At 70.8% G+C, this 25,656-nt stretch carries 23 protein-coding genes; 8 read left to right on the top strand and 15 right to left on the bottom strand.

What is annotated here, in order from left to right:
• Window positions 1-2 precede the first annotated feature (2 nt).
• The 3 genes from ACFYY1_RS29140 to ACFYY1_RS29150 form a co-directional block, all read right to left on the bottom strand.
• Window positions 3-953, bottom strand: coding sequence for a carbohydrate ABC transporter permease (locus tag ACFYY1_RS29140; RefSeq protein ID WP_388591070.1), 951 nt, complete (start codon window positions 951-953; stop codon window positions 3-5).
• Complete coding sequence (locus ACFYY1_RS29145) at window positions 950-2,215, bottom strand: ABC transporter substrate-binding protein (protein ID WP_388590877.1); 1,266 nt, start codon at window positions 2,213-2,215, stop codon at window positions 950-952. The genes ACFYY1_RS29140 and ACFYY1_RS29145 overlap by 4 nt, the downstream gene beginning before the upstream one ends.
• A 198-nt stretch (window positions 2,216-2,413) precedes the next feature.
• Window positions 2,414-2,884, bottom strand: a complete 471-nt coding sequence (locus tag ACFYY1_RS29150) for a pyridoxamine 5'-phosphate oxidase family protein (protein WP_388590879.1) — start codon at window positions 2,882-2,884, stop codon at window positions 2,414-2,416.
• Between the two features lie 118 nt (window positions 2,885-3,002).
• Between ACFYY1_RS29150 and ACFYY1_RS29155 the strand changes: the two genes are divergently transcribed.
• A complete protein-coding gene (locus ACFYY1_RS29155) occupies window positions 3,003-3,497 on the top strand; it encodes a MarR family winged helix-turn-helix transcriptional regulator (protein WP_388590881.1) in 495 nt (164 codons plus the stop codon).
• A 325-nt stretch (window positions 3,498-3,822) separates the two neighbouring features.
• On the opposite strand, the gene ACFYY1_RS29160 is transcribed toward ACFYY1_RS29155, so the two are convergent.
• From ACFYY1_RS29160 to ACFYY1_RS29170, 3 genes are all read right to left on the bottom strand, one after another.
• On the bottom strand, window positions 3,823-6,267 hold the full coding sequence (locus ACFYY1_RS29160) for a hypothetical protein (RefSeq protein WP_388590882.1): 2,445 nt from the start codon (window positions 6,265-6,267) through the stop codon (window positions 3,823-3,825).
• A gap of 174 nt (window positions 6,268-6,441) precedes the next feature.
• Complete coding sequence (locus tag ACFYY1_RS29165) at window positions 6,442-7,167, bottom strand: DUF6333 family protein (protein WP_388590884.1); 726 nt, start codon at window positions 7,165-7,167, stop codon at window positions 6,442-6,444.
• Between the two features lie 315 nt (window positions 7,168-7,482).
• The gene (locus ACFYY1_RS29170) at window positions 7,483-9,543 is read right to left on the bottom strand and encodes a PA14 domain-containing protein (protein WP_388590886.1); all 2,061 of its coding nucleotides are present in this window, start codon (window positions 9,541-9,543) and stop codon (window positions 7,483-7,485) included.
• A 193-nt stretch (window positions 9,544-9,736) separates the two neighbouring features.
• Between ACFYY1_RS29170 and ACFYY1_RS29175 the strand changes: the two genes are divergently transcribed.
• A complete protein-coding gene (locus tag ACFYY1_RS29175; RefSeq protein ID WP_388590888.1) occupies window positions 9,737-10,333 on the top strand; it encodes a hypothetical protein in 597 nt (198 codons plus the stop codon).
• A gap of 232 nt (window positions 10,334-10,565) precedes the next feature.
• Here ACFYY1_RS29175 and ACFYY1_RS29180 read toward each other — a convergent pair whose 3' ends face one another.
• The 4 genes from ACFYY1_RS29180 to ACFYY1_RS29195 all read right to left on the bottom strand — a co-directional run bounded on the left by ACFYY1_RS29180 (window position 10,566) and on the right by ACFYY1_RS29195 (window position 14,457).
• Window positions 10,566-11,849 (bottom strand): MFS transporter, encoded by a 1,284-nt coding sequence (locus ACFYY1_RS29180; RefSeq protein WP_388590890.1) that lies wholly within the window; start codon window positions 11,847-11,849, stop codon window positions 10,566-10,568.
• On the bottom strand, window positions 11,846-12,967 hold the full coding sequence (locus ACFYY1_RS29185) for a PLP-dependent cysteine synthase family protein (protein ID WP_388590891.1): 1,122 nt from the start codon (window positions 12,965-12,967) through the stop codon (window positions 11,846-11,848). Before ACFYY1_RS29185 ends, ACFYY1_RS29180 begins: the two co-directional genes overlap by 4 nt.
• A gap of 139 nt (window positions 12,968-13,106) precedes the next feature.
• Window positions 13,107-13,535 carry a hypothetical protein gene (locus ACFYY1_RS29190; RefSeq protein ID WP_388590892.1) on the bottom strand — a complete coding sequence of 143 codons (429 nt, stop codon included), beginning with the start codon at window positions 13,533-13,535 and terminating at the stop codon, window positions 13,107-13,109.
• Between the two features lie 307 nt (window positions 13,536-13,842).
• Window positions 13,843-14,457, bottom strand: a complete 615-nt coding sequence (locus tag ACFYY1_RS29195; RefSeq protein ID WP_388590894.1) for a DUF1772 domain-containing protein — start codon at window positions 14,455-14,457, stop codon at window positions 13,843-13,845.
• A gap of 165 nt (window positions 14,458-14,622) precedes the next feature.
• On the opposite strand from ACFYY1_RS29195, the gene ACFYY1_RS29200 reads away from it, so the two are divergent.
• Window positions 14,623-15,507, top strand: coding sequence for a LysR substrate-binding domain-containing protein (locus tag ACFYY1_RS29200; protein WP_388590895.1), 885 nt, complete (start codon window positions 14,623-14,625; stop codon window positions 15,505-15,507).
• A 96-nt stretch (window positions 15,508-15,603) separates the two neighbouring features.
• Complete coding sequence (locus tag ACFYY1_RS29205) at window positions 15,604-16,134, top strand: GNAT family N-acetyltransferase (protein WP_388590896.1); 531 nt, start codon at window positions 15,604-15,606, stop codon at window positions 16,132-16,134.
• A gap of 110 nt (window positions 16,135-16,244) precedes the next feature.
• On the opposite strand, the gene ACFYY1_RS29210 is transcribed toward ACFYY1_RS29205, so the two are convergent.
• A complete protein-coding gene (locus tag ACFYY1_RS29210) occupies window positions 16,245-18,614 on the bottom strand; it encodes an ABC transporter permease (RefSeq protein WP_388590898.1) in 2,370 nt (789 codons plus the stop codon).
• The gene (locus ACFYY1_RS29215) at window positions 18,614-19,381 is read right to left on the bottom strand and encodes an ABC transporter ATP-binding protein (protein ID WP_388590900.1); all 768 of its coding nucleotides are present in this window, start codon (window positions 19,379-19,381) and stop codon (window positions 18,614-18,616) included. The genes ACFYY1_RS29210 and ACFYY1_RS29215 overlap by 1 nt, the downstream gene beginning before the upstream one ends.
• Before the next feature lie 109 nt (window positions 19,382-19,490).
• Between ACFYY1_RS29215 and ACFYY1_RS29220 the strand changes: the two genes are divergently transcribed.
• The 3 genes from ACFYY1_RS29220 to ACFYY1_RS29230 all read left to right on the top strand — a co-directional run bounded on the left by ACFYY1_RS29220 (window position 19,491) and on the right by ACFYY1_RS29230 (window position 22,431).
• Complete coding sequence (locus tag ACFYY1_RS29220) at window positions 19,491-20,711, top strand: sensor histidine kinase (protein WP_388590902.1); 1,221 nt, start codon at window positions 19,491-19,493, stop codon at window positions 20,709-20,711.
• Complete coding sequence (locus ACFYY1_RS29225; RefSeq protein ID WP_388590904.1) at window positions 20,696-21,343, top strand: LuxR C-terminal-related transcriptional regulator; 648 nt, start codon at window positions 20,696-20,698, stop codon at window positions 21,341-21,343. Before ACFYY1_RS29220 ends, ACFYY1_RS29225 begins: the two co-directional genes overlap by 16 nt.
• A gap of 149 nt (window positions 21,344-21,492) precedes the next feature.
• A complete protein-coding gene (locus ACFYY1_RS29230; RefSeq protein ID WP_388590905.1) occupies window positions 21,493-22,431 on the top strand; it encodes a MerR family transcriptional regulator in 939 nt (312 codons plus the stop codon).
• Window positions 22,432-22,470: 39 nt separating this feature from the next.
• Here ACFYY1_RS29230 and ACFYY1_RS29235 read toward each other — a convergent pair whose 3' ends face one another.
• Both ACFYY1_RS29235 and ACFYY1_RS29240 read right to left on the bottom strand, forming a co-directional pair.
• Complete coding sequence (locus tag ACFYY1_RS29235; protein WP_388590907.1) at window positions 22,471-22,890, bottom strand: hypothetical protein; 420 nt, start codon at window positions 22,888-22,890, stop codon at window positions 22,471-22,473.
• A gap of 123 nt (window positions 22,891-23,013) precedes the next feature.
• Entirely contained in the window at window positions 23,014-24,291 is a 1,278-nt protein-coding gene (locus ACFYY1_RS29240; RefSeq protein WP_388590908.1) for a cytochrome P450, read from the bottom strand.
• A 234-nt stretch (window positions 24,292-24,525) separates the two neighbouring features.
• On the opposite strand from ACFYY1_RS29240, the gene ACFYY1_RS29245 reads away from it, so the two are divergent.
• Complete coding sequence (locus ACFYY1_RS29245) at window positions 24,526-25,098, top strand: hypothetical protein (RefSeq protein ID WP_388590909.1); 573 nt, start codon at window positions 24,526-24,528, stop codon at window positions 25,096-25,098.
• Window positions 25,099-25,138: 40 nt separating this feature from the next.
• On the opposite strand, the gene ACFYY1_RS29250 is transcribed toward ACFYY1_RS29245, so the two are convergent.
• Window positions 25,139-25,603, bottom strand: a complete 465-nt coding sequence (locus ACFYY1_RS29250) for a PPOX class F420-dependent oxidoreductase (protein WP_388590910.1) — start codon at window positions 25,601-25,603, stop codon at window positions 25,139-25,141.
• Window positions 25,604-25,656: the final 53 nt, after the last annotated feature.

Consider the following 25,656-nt stretch of genomic DNA (forward strand, 5'->3'; position numbering starts at 1 on the left):
CGTCAGTCCTCCCGGCGTCCGAGACCGAACCAGCGTGCCTGTACCACGGCCACGACCGCGATGATCAGTGCGAGGATCACCGCGCCCGCGCTGCCGAGGCCCAGGTTCTGGTCCTGGCCCAGCGCCACGTAGTACAGGTAGACCAGGGGCGGCCTGGCGTAGGGCGGGTAACCGCGTGCCGTCGACAGCAGGTTGTAGAACTCGTCGAAGGCCTGGAAGGCGTTGATCACCAGGAGCAGGACGACGGCGACGGAGGTCGCACGCAGCTGCGGGAAGGTGATGTGTCTGAAGACCTGCCAGCCGGGGCGCGCGCCGTCGACGGCCGCCGCCTCGTAGAGGGTGCGTGGGATGCGCTGGAGTCCGGCCAGCAGGATCACCATGTAGAAGCCTGCCTGGAGCCACAGGCGCACGGTCACGATGACCAGCCAGTACCAGGGCGGGCTGGTGGTCGACAGCCAGGCGGTGTCCGGGCCGCCGAACCAGCCCAGCACCGTGTTCGCCAGCCCGAACCGTACCCCGTTGAAGATCGACAGCTTCCAGATCATCGCGGCGACGACGTACGAGCAGGCGGTCGGCAGGAAGAAGACCGACCGGAAGAACGCCTGGGCGAAGCGCAGCCTGGCAACCATCAGGGCGAGGGCGAGCGAGAGCCCGTAGGTTGCCGGAACGATGAAGAGCGAGAAGACGACGAAGGTGACGAGACTGGAGACGAAGGACGGGTCGCCGAGGATCTCGGCGTAGTTGTCCAGGCCCACGAAGTCGGTCGGTGTCACCGTGTTGTGGGCGTCGAAGAAGCTGAGCCACACGCTCCACAGCAGCGGTACGTACGTGAAGAGGGCGAGCCCGACGGCGAAGGGGCCGACGAAGACCCAGAACCACAGGTAGCGGTTCTGGGGACCCAGCAGTCGCCGTCCCAGCGGCCGTTCGGCGCCTTCAGGTGTCCGCGTGGCTATGACCGCACCCGCTTCAGCTCGGCGTTCGCCGTCGCGACGACCGATCTGATCTGGGCGTCCGGGCCGGCTCCTTCGGTGATGATCCGGCTCAGGGCGTCCTGGTAGGCGGTCTGGCTCCTGCTGGTCCACAACAGGGGCTGTGCGTAGCCGTGTTCGGTCGTGAAACGGACGGCTTCGGCCGCCGCGCCCTTGGCGAGTCCGGCTGCCTTCTTGGCCAGCGAGATCCGGGCGGGAATGTGGAAGCCGTAGGACAGCGCGAAGTCTTCCTGGTAGTCGGTCCGTTCCACCCACAGCCACTTCACGTATGCCTTCGCCGCGTCGATGTGGCTGCTGTGCGCGCTGACGGCCGCCCCGTAGGCGCCGACCGGTACCGAAGGGCTGCCCTGTGCCCCGTCGCGGGGAAAGGGCAGCACGCCGAAGTCGTCGCCCAGCGCCTTCTCGATCTGCGGGAGGGCCCACAGTCCCGTCCATTGCATGGCGGTCAGGCCCTGGAGGAACGCGGACGGGTCGGACCAGTCGGTGGGGGCTCCGAGCAGCAGGGAATCGTCCTGGTGGAACCGGTGCAGTTTGCCGAGGGTCCTGGCGGCCTGCGGGTCGTCGAATCCGACCGCTCCGTCGGAGGTCACCAGCTCCAGGCCCGCGGCGCGCAGCGGGGTGGCGCCGAGCACGCCGGCTCCCCCGTCGTTGCCGAGGAAGAGGCCCTTGACGTCCTTGGTCGTCAGGGCCTTTGCGGCGTCGACCAGTTCGTCGAGGGTCCGTGGTGGCCGGACTCCGGCGTCGGCCAGCAGGCTCTTTCGGTAATAGAGCATCTGCATGTCGATGGTCTGCGGGATGCCGTAGACCTTGCCCTGGTAGGTCTTGGGGGTCAGGACCGCGGGGTTGAAGTCATCGCGTGCCCCGTCCAGGAGGTCGGTGAGATCGGCGACCTGACCACCCCGGATCTGGTCCAGGGTCGGACTGCCCTCGAAGACGTCCGGTGCGTTCCTGGTCAGCAGTGCCGCGGCCGTCTGCTGGTCGTAATTGCCGGGCCGCCACTCGATCGTGATGTCCGCCTCGCGGTACGCGGCCGCGTACCGCTTCACCGCCTGCTCGGTCCCGGCCTCGCCGTACTGGTGGTACCACTGGTCGAGGGCGGGGCGATCACCCGCTTTGCCGGCACGGCCGGTGTTGGATCCGCAGGCGGCGGTGAATGCGAGGGCGCCCGAGGCGGCCAGCAGATACCGGCGGCTGATGCTGTTGGCTGGGGTGCTTGAGTGGGGCATGGTCCATCAGTGTGGCGCCGATACGTGTACGAGTTGTTGCCCACCCGTGAAACGGCCAGTTCTGGCCGAAGGGGCGGTTCGATCAGAGCCCTCGACGGTCAAATACAGCCAGGGGTGTTCAGACCGTCCTCGTCGTGAGCCGACGGCCTCGTGAGGCCGCCCGGAAGCAGCCTCCGGCGGACAGCGGTGCCCCGGACCTCATGCGCCCGCCGGGGGCCCTGCGACGTCCAGGGCGGTGCCGTAGAGGCGGGAGACCTTCAGGCGGAGGACGACGCGCTGCTCGGCGACGGCCTCCGCGAGGAAGGCGGCCTCGTCGTCCAGCGGCACGCCGCCCGCCGCTGCCATGGCGAGCAGTTCACGCCCGACGGCGTCTCCCGGTTCGGCGGTGGGCTCGGACACCTCCACCTCGCCTTCGGCGACCGCATAGGCCCACACGTCGCGGGCGACGTGCAGAGCGGCGTGCGGATCGGCGCGCAGGTGACGGGGCTTCAGGCGGTCCCGGGTGCTGGAGATCCGGATGACGCGCTCCACCGGGTCCCAGCGGTACAGAACGGTGGCGAGATGCGGATGGCCGGTGCGGCGGACGCTCGCGAGGACGGCGAACTGCTGTTCGCTGAGGATGCTGTCGAGTTCGGCGTCGGTGAGGGGGCGGGGTGCGGGGCCGGGCATGGCGTTCCTTCCGGTCGGTTCGGACCTCTGGGCGAGGCCGGCAACATGGAAGGACCGTAGCAGATGGTTCCGTTGCAGACTATCTATTACGGCAGGATCGTGGCGTACCCTGAACCCCATGACCGCGATGTCCCCGCCCCCGCACCGCACCCAGCCGGACCTCTCCTACCTGCTGGATCACACCGGTCACGTCCTGCGCGCCCAGATGGCGACGGCCCTGGCGGAGATCGGGCTCACCGCCCGCATGCACTGCGTGCTCGTGCACGCCCTGGAGGAGGAGCGCACTCAAGCCCGGCTCGCGGAGATCGGCGACATGGACAAGACCACGATGGTGGTCACCGTCGACGCCCTGGAGCAGGCCGGCCTCGCCGAGCGCCGCCCGTCCAGCACCGACCGCCGGGCCCGCGTCATCGCCGTCACCGAGAAGGGCGCCCGCACCGCCGAGCAGAGCCGGCGCATCGTGGACGGGGTGCACGAACGCGCCCTCGCCTCCCTGCCGGAGAGCGACCGCGAAACCCTCCTGACCCTCCTCACCCACCTGGCCGAGGGCCACCTGAGCACCCCACCGGCCACCGCGGCACCCTCGGCACGGCGGGCGCGGCAGCGCGGCTAAGGGCTGTCCCGTGATCCCTGGCGGGCGTGCGACGACGGCCACGGCACCTCGCCGCGTTGTCGGAACGCCCGAATACATCCAGTATTCGGGCGTCCCTCCGCCTTGCGATGCACCGCGTCCGACGCCGCACGCTGATCCACCAGGGACTACGGGACAGCCCTCAGGGCCTTTCGTTTGGAGCCGGACCCCGCGAGCCCGGCATGATCCGGACGAGAGGCCCTGGTGTCCTCGCCCCCTCCCTCGCGGAAGGGCCCCCGGCCCTCGCCCTTCGGGCGGTGGCCGGGGGCCCTTCTCGTGCTCAGCGGGTGAATCGCCGTCGGCCGGTTCAGCCGGTGGCGTCCTGGCGCCTGCGGCGCATCCACCACACCAGGGCCGCGCCGGCGGCGACGACCGCCGCGGCGATGCCGGAGATCAGCCCGACCGGGGTGTCGGAGCCGGTGTCGGCGAGGCCGCCGTGCGGGTCCGGCTTGTTCGCCGGCGGCTGGGTGCTCCCGCCGGTCGGGGCCGGGGTCGACGGGCCGTCACCCGGCTCGGACGGGTCGGGATCGGGCTTCGTGGGGGTGGGGGTGGGCTCGGGCTTGGGGTCCTCGCCTTCGCCGGCCGTCATCCTGCCGCCGCCGAGGTAGAGGGTGTCGGTGTCCCGGTAGGAGACGTCATCGGACTGGAGGGACGTCTTGGTGGTGGTGTCCAGGGTGCGGTGCTCGGTGTTGAACCGGGTGCGGGAGATGTTCTGCTTGGGCTGCTTGGAGAAGTCCACACCGCCGACGCCCTGGTTGTAGACCTTGCCGCCGTACTCCAGCTCGAACCACTCGATGCCCTTCTTGATGGAGTCCATGTAGCGCTTGTGGACGTCCTCGCGGGTCCAGTTCTCGTTGGGCGCGCGCAGCGGCCACGCGGAGACGTCGTTCGAGTCGATGATCCTGTGGAAGTCGGTCGGGGTCTTCGCGTCCTGCTGGCGGATGTACTCGGCGGCGACGCGGGCGGTGTACACGGCGCGCAGGTCGGCGTAGTCGGGGTCGGTGTTGACCCGGTCCTCGACCAGCGGCATCACGTTCGTGCGGACGCTGGCCTCGATGGCGTGCTTCTGCTCGTCGGTCAGGCCCTTGCACTCGGTGGATCCGGGTGCCTGCCACTCGACGTCCAGCCACTGGGTGGACACCTTCAGGGGTGCGTCGAGGATGTAGATTCCGCCGTCCTGCTCGCGCACCTGGGCGGGCTCGGGCTCGATCCACATGCGCACGCCGGGGAAGCAGGGCATGCCGTTCTGGCGGGGTGCGGTGTCCCAGTACCGCTTGGCGCCGGCGTGCTTGTCGGGGTTGAGGGCCTCGGAGAAGTCGTGCTTCATCTCCAGGTCCGCTTCGAGCAGGACCCGGCCCGCGTCGGTCCTGCCGAACTTGGCGTCCATGACCCGGTCGGGCTCGTCCGGGTTGAGGTTGACCCAGAACTTCTCCGGGGTGAGCGCGAGCCAGGTGAACAGGGCGTCGGAGGAGAGCTGCATGCGCGCCTCGCCACCGAAGCCGGGGTTCTCGTCGGGGTCGGGCATCTGGTCGGCGCGCATGGAGTACTGCATGCCCTTGCCCTTGCCCAGGCCGCCCACGTAGCGCAGTTCCAGAGTGGTGAAGTCGACGCCGCCGGGGCCGCCGCGAGGGAGGGTGCCCCGGGTGTCGAGCCGCCGGGCGTCGGCCTGGATCCTCTTGGCCTGTTCGAGGTTCTTCCCGGAGCCGTTGATCCGGTCGTTCAGCGGGCCGCGGGTGCCGCAGGTGGAGGCTGCGGCGAGCTGCATCCGGCCCTGGCCGCCCTGGCAACCCGGGGCGAACCACCGCTGGTAGTCGGAGTAGCCCTTGATCGGCTTGGTCCGCGGAACGGGGTTGTAGATCCGCTGGTTGCCGCGGACCTGGTTCGTCTGGCCGGGCCGCAGCCGGTTGACATACCGGTTCAGGTTGTCGATCTTCTTGCGCTGCCCCGGGGTGAACGCCTTCGCGCCGGTGAACCGGAACTTGTGGTCCGGCATGAGACGGGCGATCTTCCGGTCCTTGCCGAGCTGCTTGTTCGTCAGTTCCGAGTTCGACTTGAACTCGTTGAACTCCTTGGTGCGCTGGTTGTAGGCGTCGTACCGGCGCGTCTCGACGACGTTGCCCTGTGCGTCGATGAGTTCGACGGTGACCTCGCACAGCCAGTCCGGTCCCACCAGGCGGAAGTCACGGACGAGCTGGCGCTCGAACGCCGATCCCTTGTGGTTGTTGGTCTGGTTGCGGATGTACCGGTGCTCGAACCAGTGCTCGAAGCTCAGGCCCTCCTGGTTGTGGAAGTACCGGGCGTAGATCTCGAACTTGCGGTCCTCCGGGTCACCGGACTTGTCCGCGGTCTTCTGCCACTCCTTGTAGTTCTTCTCCGTGTCGCCCGGGACCTTCGACAGGGCCTGCGTCCTGTCGGCGGCCGTCGGAGGCTTCACCCCGTCGTACGCCTTGCCGGGCAGGTCGTAGTTGAAGTTCTTCGGATTGCCCTGCCAGGCGGAGAAGTTCGAGCCGGTGGGGTCGTTGGGGAACCCCGAGTTCTTCGGCGTGCTCTGGTACTTGGTTCCCAGGTTCTTCACGTCGCAGCGCTTCGCGCCCGGCTTGATCCGGGCCGAGACGGCGCGCGGCGCGGCGCTCGCGGTGTCGGTCTCGATGCCGGGCAGGCCGGTCACGGTGATCGCCGAAGCGATCCCGAAAGCGGCCAGGACCCGGCCTGCCAGACGCCACCGCTCGGGTATGCGCAGTGCTCTGTTCACGTGTGATCTTCCCTCATGAATGGGGCCGTGAGGGGATAGGGGCGGCGCGTATGGGCCCCCGTGACATGTACGCGCCGCTCGTGCATCCTAGGCCGGTCCCCCACCGCGCAAGAAGGCGGACACGTGCGTGTCGGCACGTCAACCATCGGCAATTCGCAGGAGGTTGAGGGGTGCTCAGCCGGCGAAGTAGAGGCTTTCCATGTGGCTGGTCGCATGCTCGCTGTGCCGCACCCGAAGTGAGGAGGCGTCCAGGTCGGCCCTTCCCCACGGGTCCGCGTCCCCGAGGCATGCCGTGGCGAGGGCGCCCCAGTCGTTCTGGTTCGGGTCGTCGTCCAGGTCGAAGTACACGTCGAGCTCTTCGAGCACTTCCTCGGTGATCCCGAGGGCGGACATCACCGCCTGCGGGTCGCCGGTCACGACGAACGGTTCGTCACCGGGCCAGCCACAGGCGTGGAACATGGTGCCGTCCGGCAGCCACACCAGGTCCTCGGTGTGCTCGGCACCGCAGTGCACCTCCACCCGGCCCACGATCCGCGCGTCGGGGAAGCGCTCACGCAGCCGGGTGGCCTCCGCGAGCAGCGGCATGCCGTTGCCGTCGTCCGCGAAGGCCGGGTCGGAGACCGACATGACGTTCCCCCACACCCCCACCTGGACGACGTCCAGATCGGACCTCGTAGCGACCGTGAACGAGTCGCTCTGCTTACGGGGACCGAGGTCCTCGACGACGTCGTCGATCGTGTCCAGGGAGCGGGCGAACTCCTCGGCCCGGTCCGGGGCGTTGGGCGGAAGTTCGCCGACGTCCACGGTGAACGGCGGGTGGAGGACGGTCAGTTCGTAGCGGCTGCCGCTGCCCCGGGTCATGCGGTCGGGAGGCAGGGTCCAGAAGTCGGTGTCAGACATGCCTGTCACCGTAACGGGGGGTCCGGCCCCCTCGGGGGTGGTCGCGGTCAGCCGGCCCGGTCCCCCGTGTGCGTGCCCGCGCCACCGACGGCCGTGATCCGGCGGACAGGTCCTACGCGCAGGCGGCTGCCAGCGCGGAGCGGGGTGCGCGGCCCAGCAGTCGGCGCAGGTCGCCACCGGTGCGGGACATGAACCCGGCCGCGATGGCGGAGCAGGTGCCCACCCCTGCACCACCGGCGTCCGGTGGGCGGCACCCGGCGGTGCCGCCCACCCTCCCTCACGAAGTCGCCGTGGATCTCGGCCGCGTGAGTGCGGTCAGCCGGTCACGGCGACGGCTTCGGTCGCGCCCGACTCGCTGCCGTCCGCGTAGCGGACCGTGACGCGGTAGTACACCGTGGTGGCGGCAGGCTGGGTGCTGTCGAACCAGGATCCGCTGCTGGAGTTGTCCTCGGGCTCGGTGCCGATCAGGTCGAACGTCGCGGTCCGCGGGTTCCAGCGGTAGATGTTGAAGCCGGAGACCGCACTGCCGTTTTCGTTCGTGTCGCTGGAGAGGGCCCAGGTGAGCCCGCCCGGCTGGTGGGTGCTGAGATACGCGAGTGGTGCGCCGGTCGCGGGCGGGGCGGTCGGGCGGAGGTCCAGCTCGGTGACGTCGGTGACGGTCGCTCCGGTGTCCGGGGTGAGCTGGTTGCCGTACTGGTCGACGGCGACGACGCCGTACCGCACCTGCTGCCCGTCGGCCGGTACCGCGTCGTGGAACGCCGTCCCCTCGATCTCCCGCGGCTGCAGGGTCCAGGAGTCCTGCACCGGGGTGTACGTCCACTTCCCGTCGCGGAGGGTTCCGCGCAGCACGCGGTAGTGGTCGAGACCGGGCTCGTCGCTCGCGTTCCACGAGAGGGCGACACCGTTCTCCTTCGGAGTCGCGCTCACGCCGGTGACCGCGGCGGGGGCGGTCGTGTTGCCGGCGACCGTGACGGCGATCTCCTCGGACGGAGCGCCCCCGTTGCCCGCGTGGTCGACGGCGACCACCCCGTAGTAGTACGTGACGCCGGGCGGCGGGGCGGCATCGGTGAAGCTGGTGCCCTTCACCCCCTTGCCGACCTCCTCGGGCTGGCGCCCGGCGGTGCCGCGCGGCTGGCGCGACCGGATGATCGAGTAGCCCGCGAAGTCGTCGCTGGTCCGCTCGGAGGCGTCCCAGGTCAGTGTGACGCCTGCTTCGCTCTCCGCGCCCCGCGCGTTGAGGGCGGTGTCCACCGGGCCCGTCAGATCGCGGGTGTAGTACATCGCCGTGCCCGAGGCCGCCGACTCGTGGCCGTGCGTGTCGACGGCGGTGACGACGTAGTAGTAGACGTCGCCGGTCTGCGGCAGGGGCCCGCTGTATCCACCGGCCGAGAGCTTGTCGCCGTTCAGCAGGTTCTCGGGAGTGAGGGCGACCGGTCGGGACACCGAGCGGTACACGCGGTAGCCGGCGAGGTCGGACTCCGTGTTGCTGTCCCAGTAGAGGGTGATCTTGTCCGGGTACCCCATCGCCCAGTTGTCCTCGACGCCCTTCGGGGCGGCGGGGGCGGTCTGGTCGAGGGTGGTGATGCCGAGGTCGGCGGTACCGGAGGAGGCGTTGCCGGCCTTGTCGTAGGCGCGGACCTCGTAGTAGTAGACATTGCCGTCCTTCGGGACGGTCGTGTCGGTGTACGAGGTGGACGTGGTGGTCGCGATCGGCTTCGCGGGGTAGGAAGTGCCCTTCAGCCGCCGGTACACGCGGTACCCGGCGAGGTCCATCTCCTTGTTCCTGGCCCAGCTGATCTTCGTGGACGTGGTCGCCGCGCTGTAGGTGACGGTGGTCCCGGTCGGGACGAGCGGCTTGACCTTGTCGACGGTCGCCGATGTGCGGGGGCTGTAGGCGAACTTGACGTTGGCGGCGCCGGTCCAGTTGACGAAGTCGACGCGGAGACTGTGCTTGCCCGACGGGATCGTCACATTGACGGTCTTGGACACGGTGGTGGCGACGTTCTTCCACAGGTCGACCTTGCGGACGCCGTCGAGGTAGACGCGGATGCCGTCGCGGGAGGAGGCGGCGAACGTGAAGGGTCCGCCGGAGCCGAAGTCGCGGGTCACGGACCAGCGGACGCCGAAGTCGTTGGCGGGCATCCCCTTGTAGCCGGGGGCGCCCGTGCCCCAGTTCTGGTCGATCGCGGAGTCGCAGTCCGTGCCCTTGGGGGTCCCGGAGAAGGTGGTGTTCGCGTAGAACGTCCGCTTGAAGACGGGCGATGCACAGGTCACGGCGGCGGCGGAGGCAGAGTGGGCTGCGGTGAGCAGGCCGCCCGCGGTGGCGAGCACGACGGCGCCGGCAGTGGCGGCCGTCGTGCCTCTGGGTCGGTTCATGCATTCCTTCGTTCTTGATCATCCATGGCGGGACATGACCGCCGAGATCAAGACTCACGAGAAGCGCGCTTGGTTGTAGGCCCGGGGATCGCAGGAGGGGCGGCAGCCGGCGTCGGCACACCCGGCCCCTGGTTGTCGGACACCGTTGTTACGTTGACGCGAGGATTCTCGCTTCGACCTCTGGAGAGGGCGCATGTACGACGAACGGCTCGCGGAGTTTTCCCGCGAGCGGCTGGACGGCCGTCCGGTACCCGACGATCTGCGCGTGCTCCTGGTGGCGCAGTGGGAAGGCCGCACCGACTTCACCCGCCTTCTCGACCTCGACTTCTTCGAGGCGGGAGAGGTCCACCCGCTCCTGGACACCAGCTATCTGAGCGAAGAGGAACTCGCGGACCCGGAGATGCAGGCCGTCAACGCCGCAGCCGCGGAGATGGCCAGGTACGTCAAGCTCGTGGCGAAGGGCGGCAAGGGGTGGCTCGGCTACTGGCTGCACCCCGACGAACCCGCGGATCGTGCCTGGCACCTCATGGAGCTGGACACCGAGTTCAGCTTCTGGGGCCTGGCCGGCCGCACCCTGTCCGAGGGAGTCGCCGCAGAGCGGGCAAGCTACCAGGACGAGCCCGACGAGCGAATCGCGTTCACCCGGCTGGCCGCCGAGCTCGGCGAGCTCGGCCTGCCACTGAGCACCCGGGACTACGACGCCCTCGCCGACACCGAGTACGCGGTGGACCCGGAGGAACTGATGGAGGAGCTGACCGAAGCCGAACGCGAGAAGCGCGGTCTTCGCTGAGCGGGGGCGACCGGCTGTCCTGCATGCGCTATAGTTGATCTTGGAAGTTCGCCGCGGCTCGCGGTGACTGACAGTGCGTTGGTGGTCCAAGGAAAGACGCCCCGCTTCCCGTGGGGAAATGCAGGTGCAAGGCCTGCCCAGCGCTCGCTCACGAAGCCCTTCCCCTCCACGGGGGAAGGGCTTCGTCATGTTCCCCTGATGCCGCACGAGGTAACTCGCCCGGCCAGTGGTCTCACGCCGTGGCGGGTGCCGCTGCCGTGGGCATCGCGGGTCGCAGATGACCGGTGCGGCGGAGCCCGGTCAGGGCCGCGGCGCACCCGATCCCGAGCGCGGTCAGCGCTGTCCAGGGCAGCCACGGGGCATCCGTACGGTCGGCGAGGTCGAACAGCGCGCCCACCGCGGGATTGCCGCCGGCCACGGCGATGCCGGCCACGGTGCTGTAGGCGCCGTAGTACGTGGCGACCAGGCGTTCGCCCGAGAGCCGGACGAGCGTGTCCATCTCGAACGGGTACAGCAGTGCGGAACCCACTGCCAGGAGCGCCGCGCACACCACCAGCCCCGCGATCCCGAGCAGCGCGGCGAACCCGTGAGCGGGGCCGTGGGGCCCGGGGATCAGTGGCAGGAACGCCGCCCCCATGACCGCCAGCCCGATCGCGATGGCCTTCGGGGCGTCCAGATGTTTCCTGGCCCGGTCGGTCAGCCTCAGCTGGCCGGCGACCGCGACCAGGGCGGAGACGGCGAAGACCCCGCCCATCGCGGTGCCGCCGCCGTCGCCGAGGAGGGCGCGGGCCTGCAGGGGAAGGGCCAGGTAGGTCTGGAAGGCCAGCAGATAGGAACCGGCCATCGCGGCGGAGAACAGCATGAAGGGACGGTTGCGCAGAATCGTCCGCCAGTCCGCGGCGATCCCCCGCCAGCCCGCCTCGCCCGGTGATTCCGCGGCGGGGCGGCGGGCGGGCAGGGCGCGGGCCTGCACGAGCGCCAGAGTTGCGAACACGGCCGCCGAGACCGCGCACACCAGGCGGAAGTCGAGGGCGAGCAGGGCGAGTCCGGCGAGCGGACCGAGCAGGATGCCCGCCTGGTAGAAGACGTTGAAGCAGGAGAACGCCTCGACCCGGCGCTCCCCGGCTCCCTCGGCGATGTACGCGCGGACCGCGGGGTTGAACAGGGCTCCGGCAAGTCCCGTGGCGGCGGCGGCGATGACCAGGGCGGGCAGGGTGTCGGCGAAGGCCAGCAGCACGAACGCGCCCGTGCGCAGGGCGCAGCCGGCGAGGATCATCGGCTTGTAGCCGATCCGGTCGGCGAGGGTGCCGCCGAGCCAGAACATGCCCTGCTGGGAGAAGTTGCGTACGCCGAGCACCAGACCGACCGCCCACGCCGCGAGGCCGAGGCCGTGGGCGAGGTGGTCGGCGAGGTAGGGCATGAGCATGTAGAAGCCGAGGTTGATGCCGAACTGGTTGACCATCAGCAGTTGGATGCCGGGGGCGAAGGAGCGCACCTGGGCGCGCAGCCGCCTCACCGCGCACCCGCCAGGGCGGTACGGGCGGCGGCCGGAGCGGGGTCGGTGACCGTGGTGCAGCGGGTCCAGGACGTCACGGTCCGCTCGCCGGGCTCCTTGATCTCCTCCGGCTCGGTCGGCATGGGTGCGTCGAGCAGGTGGTGGCCGTGGCACCAGCCGTCGTTGTAGATGGTGTCGAGGTAGCGGTGGGGGCCGTCGGGGAAGATCGCGGCGATACGGGTTCCGGCGGGCCGGGTACGGGCGGCCCATCCGGCGACCAGTGCGACCGCGCCCACGCTCCAGCCGCCGGAGGCGTAGTGGCTGCGGGCCAGGGTGCGGCAGGCCCGGACGGCTTCGGCGGGGGCGACCCAGTGGACCTCGGTGAACGCGTCGTAGGCGACGTTGCCCGGGTGGATGCTGGAGCCCAGTCCGCGCATCAGGCGCTGCCCGGCGGGCTGCCCGAAGATCGTCGACCCGGTCGAGTCCACCCCGATCAGGGCCAGGTCGGGGAAGGTGCGGCGCAGGGCGGCGGAGATGCCTGCGGAGTGGCCACCGGTGCCGACGGAGGCGACCAGGACGTCGATGCGGCCCAGCTGGGCGATCAGTTCCGCGGCCAGCGGGGTGTAGGCGGCGACGTTGTCGGGGTTGCTGTACTGGTCCGGGCACCAGGCCCCGGGGTGCCGGGCCAGCAGGTCGGCCGTCCGCTCGCGCCGCGCCTGTTGCCAGCCGCCCACCGGGTGTGCGGTGGTGACGAGTTCGACGCGGGCGCCGTACGCGGTCAGGGCCCGGCGGATCGCGGGCTCCAGGCCCGGGTCGGTGACCACGGTCACCGGGTGGCCGAAGGTGATCCCGGCCAGGGCCAGGCCGAGTCCCAGGGTGCCGCTGGAGGACTCGACGATGGCCGCGCCGTCGGCCAGGTCACCGCGTGCGCGGGCGCGGGCGACCATGTGCAGGCCCGGACGGTCCTTGATCCCGCCGGGATTGGCGCCTTCGAGCTTGGCCCAGAAGCCGCGCCCGGCGGGGGCGAACGGTTCGCCCACCCAGAGCACCGGGGTGTGGCCGACCAGATCGGACGGGCCGCGGGCGGAAGCGGGGGCAGGGGCGTACACAGGGGCATTGGCGTACAGGGAGGTGTTCATGGAGGGTGTCACGGCTCCTCACCCCAGGCCTGCGGCAGCCGGCGTGGGGTATCGGCGGGTCAGGGCGCGGACACACAGCCGCCCGGGACCCGCCCGGCGGTGCCGGACGACATGAGGGAGGGCGGCCGTGCGGGGCCTGTCAGGTCCTCGCCACGCACAGGGCCGTAAGGACACCGCGTCCGCCGAGGGCGCCGTCTCCCGGAGCGCGGGCGCCCCCCACCCCGGCCAGAGCCGCGTCGGGGCCGCACGGCAGGGCGTGCCCGGCCGGTGCGCTGCCCGGCGAGGGTACGGGCGGGGCGTCGCTGCGGACCCGGTCCACGGTGTGGTCACCGGTGTCGGGGCAGCACGGCGCCCGCTCCGGGGCAGAGGCCGTGGGCCCGCCGCCGAGTGCGGCCACGGGGGCGGCAGCGGCGTAGGCGGTGCTCATCGGATAGTGCGGACTGCCGAACGCCGGACCGTGGCTGTGGACGCAGCCCATCAGGTGGAAGGCCACCCAGACGAGCACGACGAAGACGCCACTGTCCCGCATCCGGCGATGCGCCGGGGGGAACGACGCCGCACCGATCATGCACTCAACGTATCCTGACGGGCACTCAAAGTCATATCGCGTGGAGTGTCGTGGCTTGCGTGGCGCGGGTCAGCCGCCGGGAGCCCGATGCGGCGCGACGGCCGGTTCGCCGGGACGGCCTTCGGACTCGCCGAGGGCCCGCGCTCGGCCACGTTCAGACACGATCCGCCCCTGACCGGCTGAGCCCGCACATGGCTCACCCGCCCCTGACCCGGCGACGGCGGGCCCTGGCGGCGGCCGTGACCACTGCGACCGCCGTCCGCGACGGCCTGCCGACAGGACTCGCGGCCCTCTCCTGCGCGGAGGTTCAGGCGTTGGGGGCGCCACCCCATTGACCACCCGGATGCTGCGCGGTCTGCGCGTACCCGGAGCCGAGCGCCGGAGCAGAGGTCCGCACGGACGCGTCGCCGTGCCTGCTCTCGTGCAGCTGATGCGCGCCGTACACGAGCAGCGCCCAGGCCAGGCAGGCGAACGCCGCCGTGTGCAGGAGCGCGCGGACGATGTTCCAGTAGACCCACTTGCTCTCGAAGTCCGCGCGGATCGCGGCGAGTTGCCCGGCATCGCCGGGGTCGCCGGCGCGCGCGAGCTGGTCGTTGAGGGGGACGTTGACGCCGCTGGTGACCAGGAAGGCCACCAGGTAGAGGACCAGTGCGGCGATCAGCCAGGGCAGCACGGGGCGGCCGTGGCCGCGCCAGGCCAGCACGACGGCGAGAGCAAGGAGAGGGATCGCGCCCATGAACGGAAGCATGAAGACCGGGTTGAGGATGGCCTTGTTGATGCTCCGCATCGCCTCGACGAGGGTGTGGTCGGACGATTTGGCCAGACCGGGCATCACCGCGTACGCGAAGGCGGCGAACAGTCCGGCCATGAGCCCGGCCGAGAGGGTGGTGGCGATCAGCACGCCGGTCTGCAGGTGTTTCATGGAGCATCCTCCTGGTTCGGCACCGCATCGACGACGCATCTACGGCTGCGTCGTCCCGGCTCAACCATCGAGCGCGGGGCAATCACCGGCAACGGCATTTCCCGCAGGGCCCGTTAACCTGGCGGTTAACGCGACCGAGGAGCCGCGGACGAGACCGGGGGCAATGTGGAGATCAGGGACATCGAGATCTTCCTGACGCTCGCGCAGGAGCTGCACTTCGGCCGGACCGCCGCACGGCTGCACGTGTCACCGGCCCGGGTCAGCCAGGCGATCAAGAAGCAGGAACGCCGCATAGGCGGAGCGCTCTTCGACCGCACCAGCCACCATGTCCGCCTCACCCCGCTCGGCCGGCAGCTCTACGACGACCTGCTCCCCGTGCACCGCGGCCTGCAGCAGAGCCTGGAGCGGGCCGCGCTGTCCGCGAAGGGGCGGCCCGAGGTGCTGCGTCTGGGCATGACGTCCAGCAACAGCGAGGATCTGCGCCCCCTCCTCACCACGTTCGCATCCCGTCGTCCCGGCTGCACCGTGCAGATCCGTGCCGTGGGCTACGACGATCCGTTCTCCGCCCTGCGCCGCGGCGCGATCGACGTCCTGCTGGCCTGGCTCCCCATCCGGGAAGCGGACCTCACCGTGGGTCCGGTGGTCTGTACCGAGCCCGTCGTGCTGTGCGTGTCCGCCGCCCACCGACTGGCCACGCGTCGCTCCGTCTCCTACGAAGACCTCGCCGACGAGGCCGTCCTGACCGGCGCCACTCCCGAATACTGGCGCAAGTCGCTCATACCCGCGCTCACGCCCAGCGGACGGCCGATTCCCCGGGGGCCGTCCGTGATCGACGGCACGCAGCTGCTCGCCATCGTCGGCAGCGGGGAAGCGGTCTGCCCCGCGCACGCGCACGCACTGCGCTACTACGCCCGGCCCGACATCGCCTACATCCCCATCCACGACGCCCCGCTCAGCCGTTGGGCGCTGTGCTGGCGCACCAGCGGCGAGACCACCTCGATCCGCGACTTCGCCGAGGTCGCCGACGGCCTCGGCCCGTTGTCCCTGTGACGCTCCCCGGCACTCCTCGGTACTCCCTGGTACTCCCCGGCGCTCCGACGCGAAGTGCCTAATCGCAGGGGTCGGGCGAGTGCTACCGTCGCCCGCATGCCCGAACTGACCATACCCACGGACCGACTTCGGTCCTCATGGCTCACGGCACGCGACGAGTGGGCGCCCGGTGCCCACCAGGACGGGGCCGGCTTGCGCCTCGCTCCCGAAGCCGGCCTCGACCGCCCCGAGGTCTTCTCGGCATGGGTCGAGCAACTGCGGCAGCAGTCGGACAGGTCGGTCGCGCTGGGAGAGGGGCGCGTCCACGCCACCCACTGGTGGATCGTCGAGGACGAGACCTATCTGGGAGCCATCGATCTGCGGCACTACCTGAACGCCCTCCTGCTCGATGTCGGCGGACACATCGGCTACAGCATCCGCCCCTCCGCCCGGAGGCGCGGCTTGGCCACGTGGGCTCTCGGGGCGGTTCTGCCCGAGGCGCGTGCGATGGGTCTGGGGCGGGTTCTCGTCACCTGCGACGACAGCAACGCCGGCTCCGCTCGCAGCATCGAGCGCAACGGTGGCGTCCTGGAGGACGTCCGCATCACCGAGGCGGGCAGCAAGCGCCGCTACTGGATCAATCTGTAGCGAAGCGAGGGGTGCGGCCGTGTCGGGTGCACCCGCTCGTCGATGGCGGCGACCGGCAAGGATGTTCCATGGCGGCCGGGGCTGTTCCGTGAGCCCTGGCGGGACGGCCGTCAAGCGGACTTCCTCAGCGTCTTCCCGGTGACCATCACCCCTGCCAGGACTGCCGCGGCCAGGGTGCCGATGATCGCCATGGTGATGGTTCCGGTGTTCAGGTGCAGGCCGACGTCGGACGAAGTGGCCTGGGAGAGGCCGGAGGCCATTCCCGCCAGCGGGGGCAGCGTCACCAGGACACCGAGGCCGGCTCCGACGGCCACCAGCAGGGCGGTCTCGCCGGCGGCCAGCTCGATGAGCTGGCGGACGGTGCCGCCGGCGGACTTCATCACCGCGTAGTCGCGGCGACGGCCGTGGGCCGCCATGGCCATGCTGTTGGCAACGGCGATCACGCTGTAGCCGACGGCGATGGCGATGAGCATGGCGGCCAGGCTGTCGGTCAGTTCGGCGTCGGTGTCGTAGTCGTCGAGGGCGTACTTCATGGCGTCGTGCAGGGCGGTACCGGGGACCGCGGCGGAGGCCTTGGTGCCCGCCGGTACGAAGATGTCGTCGGTGAGCGCGGCCGGGTCGTGGGCCCGGACCAGGTCACGGGCGACCACGAAGTCACCGCGGGCCGGGTCGTCGGGCAGGACCTCGCTGATCCTCAGGTCGACGCTCGCACCGTCGGCGAACCGGACCGGGACGCTCTGGCCCTGCTTCAGACCCAGGTCGGAGGCGGTGCGCCGGCCGAGGACGGCCTCGCCCGCCTTGTTCCACCGGGCGTCACGGGTGCCGAGCACGTCCAGGACGGTCCGCTGCTCACCGACAAAGGCGCGGGTCGGCAGGGCTGCCTTGCCGACCGGGTTGGCGGCGACGACCTCGTCGGTGTTGCCGGGGGTGCCGTCGGGAGTGACGATCGTCTGGCCGGCGACCTTCAGGGCCTCGCCCGCCGGGTAGGCCACCCGCATCGTCTCCACCGCTCCGCTGAGCAGGACCGCGAAGCCGACCGCGGCGATCACGGGGGCCACCAGGGAGGCGGCGCGGCGTGGGTTGGCGACGAGTTCGGAGCGGATCAGGACGGCAGCGGCCGAGCCGCGTCTCTGGAAGGGGGCGGTCAGGCAGCGGCCGACGGGGCCGACGAGGGCCGGGGCCAGCAGGGCGGCTGCGACGATGAGCGTCATGGTCGCGAAGAGCGCCATGCTGATGCGGTCGTCGGCGCCGGTGGTGGCGGTGGCGATGGCGAGGACGGCGCCCAGGCCGAGGACGGACAGTCCGGCGATCCAACGGCCGCGCCCCATACCGTTGCTGGCGGGCCGGCTGTCGAGCAGGGCCTCGATCGGTGCGACCTTCGCGGCCTTGCGGCCGGCGGCCCAGGCACCGATGACACTGACGCCGATGCCGACCGCTGAGGCGGTGAGCAGCGGCCAGGCGGCCACGGTGATCTCCATGCCCGGCGGGGTGACGTCCAGTCCCTTGAGGATGTCGTGCAGCAGCGGGGCGGCGGCGATGCCGGTCAGGCAGCCGGCGATCGAACCGAGCAGGCCGACCACGGCGGCCTCGCCGAGGATCATGCGGCGGATCTGGCCGGGTGCGGCGCCGATGGTGCGCAGCAGGCCGATCTCCCGGCGGCGCATGCCGGTCGACAGGACCAGCATCGAGGCGACGACGAAGACCGTGGTGAACAGGCCGAGGAGGGCCATGGCGCCGATGAGCTGGACGCCCAGGGAGCGCTTGTGCTCGACGTACTGGGGCTGGAGTGCGGAGCGGGCGTCGCCGGAGACGACCGTGCCCCGGTCTTCGAGGGCGTGCCGTGCGCCGGAGGCGATGCCGGCGGCGGACGCCCCCTTGTCCGCGATCAGTGCGAGGGCGCCGATGCCGGGCTGCTGCTCGGCGGCGAACGCCTCGCTGAAGTAGTAGCCGGGGCCGTCGACGGTGCCGACGACGGTGAACGGGGTGCGGCCCTCGGTGATGTTGACGGTGAGCTCGCTGCCCACCGCCACGCCCAGGGCGCGGTCGACGACGACCTCCCGGTCCCCGTTCGGGGCCCGGCCGGAGAGCAGCCGGTAGGGCGCCATCCGGGTGCTGTCCCAGCCGTGGCCGGCCTCTGCGGCGCCCTCGTCGGCGACGGGCCTGCCGCCGCGGAATGCCTGGGCGTAGAAGGAGCGGTCCGCCACGACGGCGGCGACTTTGGGGACCGCGTCCAGCGCGGCCCGGATCGGTGCGGCCTCGGCCGGGCTCCACGCGATCCGGTCCTCGGGGCTGCCGTCCGTGTCGAGGGCCTGCTCGGGCAGGGCCAGGGCGGCGGCACCGGTGTAGCGGGGCTGGGTGGTGGGGCGGGAGGAGTCGTGGATGACCAGGGTGGTGGTGATGAGGGCCACGCCGACCAGGACGGCGAGGAAGGCTCCGAGGAAGCCGGACCAGCGTTCGCGTACGTTCGCGATGATCAGCATCACGCCTCCAGCCGGGCCATGTGAGCGGCGATCACAGCGGCGTTGTTGTTCTGCGGGTCCCTGTCCAGCGGGATCCGGTCGGCGATCCGGCCGTCCTTGATGAAGACGACGACGTCGGCCACGGAAGCCGCCACCGGGTCGTGGGTGACCATCAGGGTGGTCTGGCCCTCCCGGTCGACCAGCATCCGCATCATCCGCAGCACCTCGCGGGAGGTGACGGTGTCCAGCGCGCCGGTGGGCTCGTCCGCGAAGAGGACGTCGGGGCGGGTGACCAGGGCACGGGCGAGTGCCACGCGCTGCTGCTGTCCGCCGGAGAGCCGGCTGGGCCGGTGGTTCGCGCGCTCGGTCAGACCGACCGAGGCGAGCGCGTCCGCGACCTGCTCGGGCTCGACCTTGCGGCCGGCGAACCGGGAGGGAAGTTCCACGTTCTGGGCCGCGGTCAGCGACTCGACGAGGTTGAAGGCCTGGAAGACGAAGCCGATGTGCTTGCGGCGGAGCTCGGTGCGCTGCTTCTCGTTCTGCTTGCCGATGTCGACGCCCGCGAGAACGATCTGCCCGTCGGTCGGCCGCTCCAGTCCGGCCGCGCACTGCAGCAGGGTGGACTTCCCGGAGCCGGAGGGGCCCATGATCGCGGTGAAGGTGGAGCGGGGGAAGCCCATGGAGATGCTGTCCAGGGCGGTCACCGCGTGGTCGCCGGTGCCGTGGACCTTGCGCACGCCGTGGAGTTCGACCACGTCCTGTACGGAGGTTCGCCTCGTTGTCGTCATGCGTCGATCTCACTGCACGAGGAAGGGGCCGGACACTGATCCACCCTCTACTTCCGGGGTAGTGCAGGCTCTACTCCGGAAGCCCGAACCGCCGGGCTACGGTGACCGCATGCGTCCCACGACGGCCTGGCAGGCCATGGCTCAGCGCCCCATGAGCTTTCTGACGTCGAGCTGGCCCTGGAGGTCCCTGGCCTATCTCGGCAGTGGCGTCCTGTTCGGTACGGCGGCGGTGGCGATCTTCGCCGCCGGTCTGGCGGTGGGGGTCGCGCTGCTGGTGGTACTGATCGGGATCGCCCCCCTGGTGGGTCTGGTGCTGGCCTCCACGGTGGTGGCCACGGTGGAGCGCCGACGGCTGCGGCTGGTGGACCTGGACCGGTTGCCGGATCCGCACCGGCGCCCGGACGCCCCCGGGACCAGGGCGTGGGTGGCCACCCGGCTCAGGGAGCAGGTGACCTGGCGGGAGCTGATGTTCACGCTGATCTCGACGGCCGCGCTGTGGTGGCTGGACCTGATGGTGCTGGGCTTCTGTTTCGGTCTTCCGGCCGTCTTCTTCAGCTCGCTGGACGGCGAGACCTGGCCCTGGGCGGTCTTCGGCGCGATCGTGCTGCTGGCCTCGCCGTACACGGTGACCTCGTGGGCGGGGGCGCGCGCCGCCATGACGCGTACCTTCCTGGCCCCGCGCGACCGGGAGCTCGGCGAGGAGCTGCGCGAGGTGCGTGCCTCGCAGGTCCGCCTGCTGGACTCCTTCGACGCGGAGCGGGTACGGATCGAACGCGATCTGCACGACGGGGCGCAGCAGCGGCTGGTGTCGCTGGGGATGACCCTCGGGATGCTGCGCCTGGACACCCCGCCGGATTCCCCGCAGTCCGAGCTGCTCACCCAGGCGGAGACTCAACTCTCCGCCGCCCACCAGGAGTTGCGGGCTCTGATCCGGGGGCTCAATCCGCCGGTGCTGGCCGATCACGGGCTCGTCGCGGCGATCGAGGACTACGCCGCCCGGTTCCCGATCCCGGTCACGGTGGATCTCCGGCTGCCCGAGGAACTGCCCAGGAAGGTGGAGACGACCATGTACTACCTCCTCAACGAGGCGATGACGAACATCGCCAGGCACAGCGGGGCCGCGAAGGCGGAGGTGCGCGGTCGGTACCATGCCGATCTGCTGATCTTCGACATCACGGACGACGGCCGCGGCGGCGTGGACACGGAAGCGGGCAGCGGCGTGACCGGGCTGGCCGACCGGGTCAGGGCGCTCGACGGCCGTATGCGGGTGTCGAGTCCGGTCGGCGGTCCCACCCTGTTGCATGTGGAGGTTCCGTGTCGCTACGCCTGATCGTGGCAGAGGACGCCGTGTTGTTGCGCGAGGGCCTGGTCGGGCTGTTGCAGCGGGTCGGGCACGAGGTGGTGGCGGCGGTCGGTGACGCCGGTGCCCTGGTCGCGGCGGTGCGCTCCGAGCGGCCCGACCTGATCGTCACCGACGTACGGATGCCGCCGACGCTGAGCGACGACGGTCTGCGGGCCGCCGTGCAACTCCGTGAGGAGTACCCCGGTCTGCCCGTGCTGGTGCTCAGTCAGTACGTGGAACGCTCGTACGCGCTGGGCCTGCTGGACTCCGGCGGCGGGGCCGGGGTCGGCTATCTGCTCAAGGAGCGGGTGGCCGCGGTGGCCGATTTCACGGCCGCCATCGACCGGATCGCCATCGGCGGCACGGTGGTGGACCCGGAGGTGATCCAGCAGCTGGTGCGGATACGGAAGGACCCCCTGGAAAGGCTGAGCCCCCGGGAGCGCGAGGTGCTCGGTCTGATCGCCCAGGGCCGCACCAATTCCGCCATCGCCGCCGAGCTGTTCATCAGCGACGCCGCCGTGAACAAGCACATCGGCAACATCTTCGCCAAGCTGGACCTGCCGGTGGCCACCGAGGGGCATCGGCGGGTGCTGGCGGTGCTCGCCTTCCTGCGGGCCTGACAGGGTCCCGTCCCGGCCGTGGCCCGTCCTGGCCGTAGCCCCTCGTGGCCGGCCCGTCCTCCCCCGGGTGTCGTCCTCTCAGGCCGGACCCGTCCGGTCCGGTCCATAGACTTGAGTCTCCAGTGACTGGAGACAGCAGAGTCGGGGACATGGACGTGACGACCCTCCTCTCGATCGGGGATCTTTCCCGGCGGACCGGCCTGCCCGTGCGGACCATCCGGTTCTACTCCGATTCGGGGGTGGTGACTCCGACCACCCGAAGCCCCGCCGGCTATCGGCTCTACGACCGCGACGCACTGCTTCGTCTGGAACTCCTGCGCACCCTGCGTGAGCTGGGCATCGACCTGGCCACGATTCGACGGGTGCTGGACCGTGAGCTCTCGGTGGCGGAAGTCGCCGCAGCGCATGCCGACGCCATCGACGTCCAGATCCGGATGCTGCGACTGCGCCGGAGCGTTCTGCGGGTCGCGGCCGGACGCGGGTCCGATCCAGAGGAGACCAAGCTCATGCACAGGCTCACGCAGTTGTCCGGCGAGGAACGCCGACGCCTGATCGACGAGTTCGTGGAAGGCACCTTCGGCACAGCGGACGCCGACCCGGCCGCGGTGGCCATGGTTCGCGCGGCCGCTCCCGGCCTCCCCCGCGATCCGTCCAGCGAGCAGGTCGCCGCATGGGTGGAACTCGTCGGGCTGATGGGCGACGAGGACTTCCGGGCCCGGATGCGCCGGACGGCCCTGCGCCAGGCCGGTGGGCGCACGCTCGGCATCGAGAGCGGGGCCGGCGAGGAACTGATGCGGTTCACCCGTCAGCAGGTGGCCGAGGCCGTGAAGTCGGGCATCGATCCGCTCGGCGACCGGGCCGCGCCCGTCGTCGACGACCTGGTGCGCCGCTTCGCCCAGGTGTTCGCGCGCACCCCCGACACGGAGTTCCGGGACTGGCTGGCCCAGCAGTTCGAGGAGGCGCACGATCCCGGGGTGGACCGGTACTGGCGGCTGGTCTGGATCGTCAACGGCTGGCAGGTGGTACCGGACCTGATCCCGGTGTACCCCTGGCTCGTCCAGGCCCTGCGAAATGACCGGGACGGGTAGCCATCGCGGTGGGGGCCGCCCCGTGACGCCCGGGACCGGTCACGGGCGGGGGTAGACGCCGCACGATGTCACCGGTTCGCCGTTCGCGTCGTCGAGGCAGACCCCGACGTACGAGCCGCCGCCGACGACGTCCGCGGGAAGTGTGGCGGGCACCGAAGTCACCGTGTTGCAGTGCGTACTGCTACTCCTGGCGCCAAGGGGGTTGGCGTAGCCGTCGAACACGCTGTACCACGCTCTGCGGCAGCCGACCGACTTCAACGTCCCGGTGAAGTCCACCGACCGGTTGTACCAGGTCAGGGTGCCCGAGATGTAACTGCCGGCGCCGTCGGAGACTTTGACCGGGGTGGTGGGGTAGGCGGCGGCCGCGGCCGGAGCCGATGCGACGGCAGGCCCGGCCAGTGCCGTGGACATGACCAGGCCCGCCGCGGTGAAGAGGGTGAGAGCAGATCGGCGCAACACGACGTATGTCTCCTTCGGCACGATGTGCGGGATGACGCCACAAGGTTGCCCGCAGCCCTCGCACGTCAACCCCGACGAAGGCCGGCGTCTGCGGACGGCCCGCCGCCACCCCGCAGCAGTGACCTAGGACCGGGGTTGCAGGCGTACAGGGAGGACCTTCAGGTGCCAGTTGACGGGGTTGCTGCCGCGTTCCAGGTGTTCCGGGTCGGTGGCGAGCCGCAGGTCGGGGAACCGGCCGAGCAGCGTGGTCAGGGCCACGGCGGCCTCTTCCTGGGCGAGGTGCGCGCCCAGGCAGCGGTGTGCGCCGTGCCCGAATCCGAGGTGGGATTCGTTGCTGCGGCGGGTGCGACCGAGGTCGAGGCGGTCGGGGTCGGTGAAGGCGGCCGGGTCGCGGTTGGCCGCGGACACGATCGGGAGGACGGCCTCCCCGGTACGTACGGGGGTGCTGCCGACCGTGGTGTCGCAGGTGGCGTAGCGGGGCAGCGCGCGTACGACGGGGCCGCAGTAGCGCATGAGTTCGTTGACGGCGTGCGGCATGAGGGTGGCGTCCTCGCGCAGCAGGGCGAGCTGGTCCGGGTGGGTGAGGAGTGCTTCGGTGCTGTTGGCGATGAGGTTGACGGTGGTGATGTGTCCGGCGACGACGAGGTTGGTGATGAGGGCGACCAACTCGTCGGTGCTCAGCCGGTCCTGGTGATGGGGCGCGAGCAGTTCGGAGACGAGGTCGCCGCCGGGGTGGTCGGCATGGTGCTCGACGAGGGCGTGCGCGTCCTCGACCATGCCGGCGAGCGCGGCGCCCAGTTCGTCGCCGCAGACACCGGCGGTCAGGGTGGCGCTCCGTGCGCGCCAGCGGTCACGGTCGGCTTCGGGGACGGCGATGAGTTCACAGATGACGGTGATGGGCAACGGCCGGGCGAAGTGCTCGATGAGGTCGACGACTCCGTTCTCCGCGTGGCCCGGCAGGCGGTCGAGAAGTTGGCCGGCGACTGCCTCGATCCTGGGGCGCAACGCGGCCACACGGCCCGGGGAGAACGCTGCGGTGACCAGGCCGCGGAGGCGCCGGTGGTCGACGCCGTCCGCGTCGAAGATGCCGGCGCGCAGGTACTTCTCGTGCTCCGGATACATGCCGCGGGCCCGCCAGGTCTGTTCGGTGCGGTGGGCCACCGGCGCGCCGGGGACGGTCACGGCGTCGATGGTGAAGCGGGGGTCGCTCATGATCGTACGGATGTCGTCGTGGCGGGTGGCCACCCACATCGGGTCGACGCCTTGCACGCGTCCCCGCACCATCCGTTCCCGTTCGCGGACGGGCGCGTAGGCGGTGAACGGATCGCGAACCAGCTCCTGATCGGCCAGGTCCAGCAGTTCTCCGTCGGGCTCGATGGTGCCGTGTTCCTCCGCAGTCACTTCGGAGCCTCCAAAGCAGGTGATCGTCCGGTGACGGCATCATGCGCAGGCACCGCCCGCCCAATCCCTTTGGTGCGTCAATCCCTCCGAACGAAGGCGATTGCTGCGGATGCGCCGTCATCGGTGCTGCGAACGGAGACCTGGGTGAACGCGCGGGAAGCCGCTGTGGATCTGTGGCGCAAGGGCCCTGGAAACGTGGCGGAACGGTGACATCGAGGCTCCAGGATTGAGCCCGTGGACACGACGAACCGGTTGCGGACCGTGCGCCTGGGCTTCCTGTGGCGTTTCTCGGGCGTAGGCCCCGGATGCCTTCTGGGCCTTCTGTCGGCTGTCGTCCTCGGCGCGAGCGGCGCGGTGGACCGGCTGGGCGTCGGCCCCAGCCTGCTGATCGCCGCCGCGGTCGTCCCCGTCGTGGCCCTGCCCGCGCCCAGCAGCTTCTGGGTGCGCGCCGACGGCGAGGGCCTCACCCTCTCCAGGGCGTTGCTGCGCCGTCGCTACCGCTGGCACGACATCGCGGGCCTGGACATGGCCTTCGGCGGGGACCCCGATTCGGACGCGCCGCGCCTCACGCTGCGTCTGCGCCTGACCACGACCCCCGCCACCGGCCGCGGACCGCTCGTCGGCGTTCTCGGTCTCGCCGCCGGCCATCGGCTCCGGGGCACCGAACCGCGCCTGCTCGCAGACCTGTTCACCCTGCTCGCCGCCCATGGCGTCCCCCTCGCCGAACCGGACTTCGCCGACCGCGTCCGCGCCGCCCACGGGCTCCCCCCGCTCGCTCCTGGTCCGGGCCCGGTCGAGGGCCGGTGACCATCCGGCCGAGGCCGTCGTGTCGGCGACGACGGTCAGGTCACGAGGGGTACGCCGGTCCGGGCGCGGGGACGGGGCCGCCCGGCCGGAACCGCTCCACCCCGACGATGTGCCGCACCTTGACGGGACGCACGATCACCGCGACCCGCTGCTCCTGCGGCATGATCCACTCGAAGCGCTCGACGCCCAGGTATTTGCGGGCCAGCCGGTCCATGCGGTCGTGTGCCTCCTCGCCCTCGACGAAGCGGGCCACCACACCACTGATCTGCACGCGGTCGAAGGGGTCGGCGGCGTCCGCGTGCGAGAGGTAGACGCGGGGGTCGCGGCGCAGGTTCTCCTCCTTGACCCGGCCCACCGAGGTGTTGAACGTCAGCTCCCCTTCCCCCTCCAGATCCACCCACATCGGGCTGACCTGCGGTGCTCCGTCGGCGAACACGGTGCCGACGTACCAGATGTTGGGGGCTTGCAGTCGGGCGCGGACGGCTTGATCGAAAGGCGCAGTCATCCCGGGAGGCTATCAACCGTGCTGGGCCGGAGAGTTCGGGGCAGCCATGGAAT

It is taken from the genome of Streptomyces sp. NPDC001890 (assembly GCF_042891445.1).
In the GTDB taxonomy this organism is placed as follows: domain Bacteria; phylum Actinomycetota; class Actinomycetes; order Streptomycetales; family Streptomycetaceae; genus Streptomyces.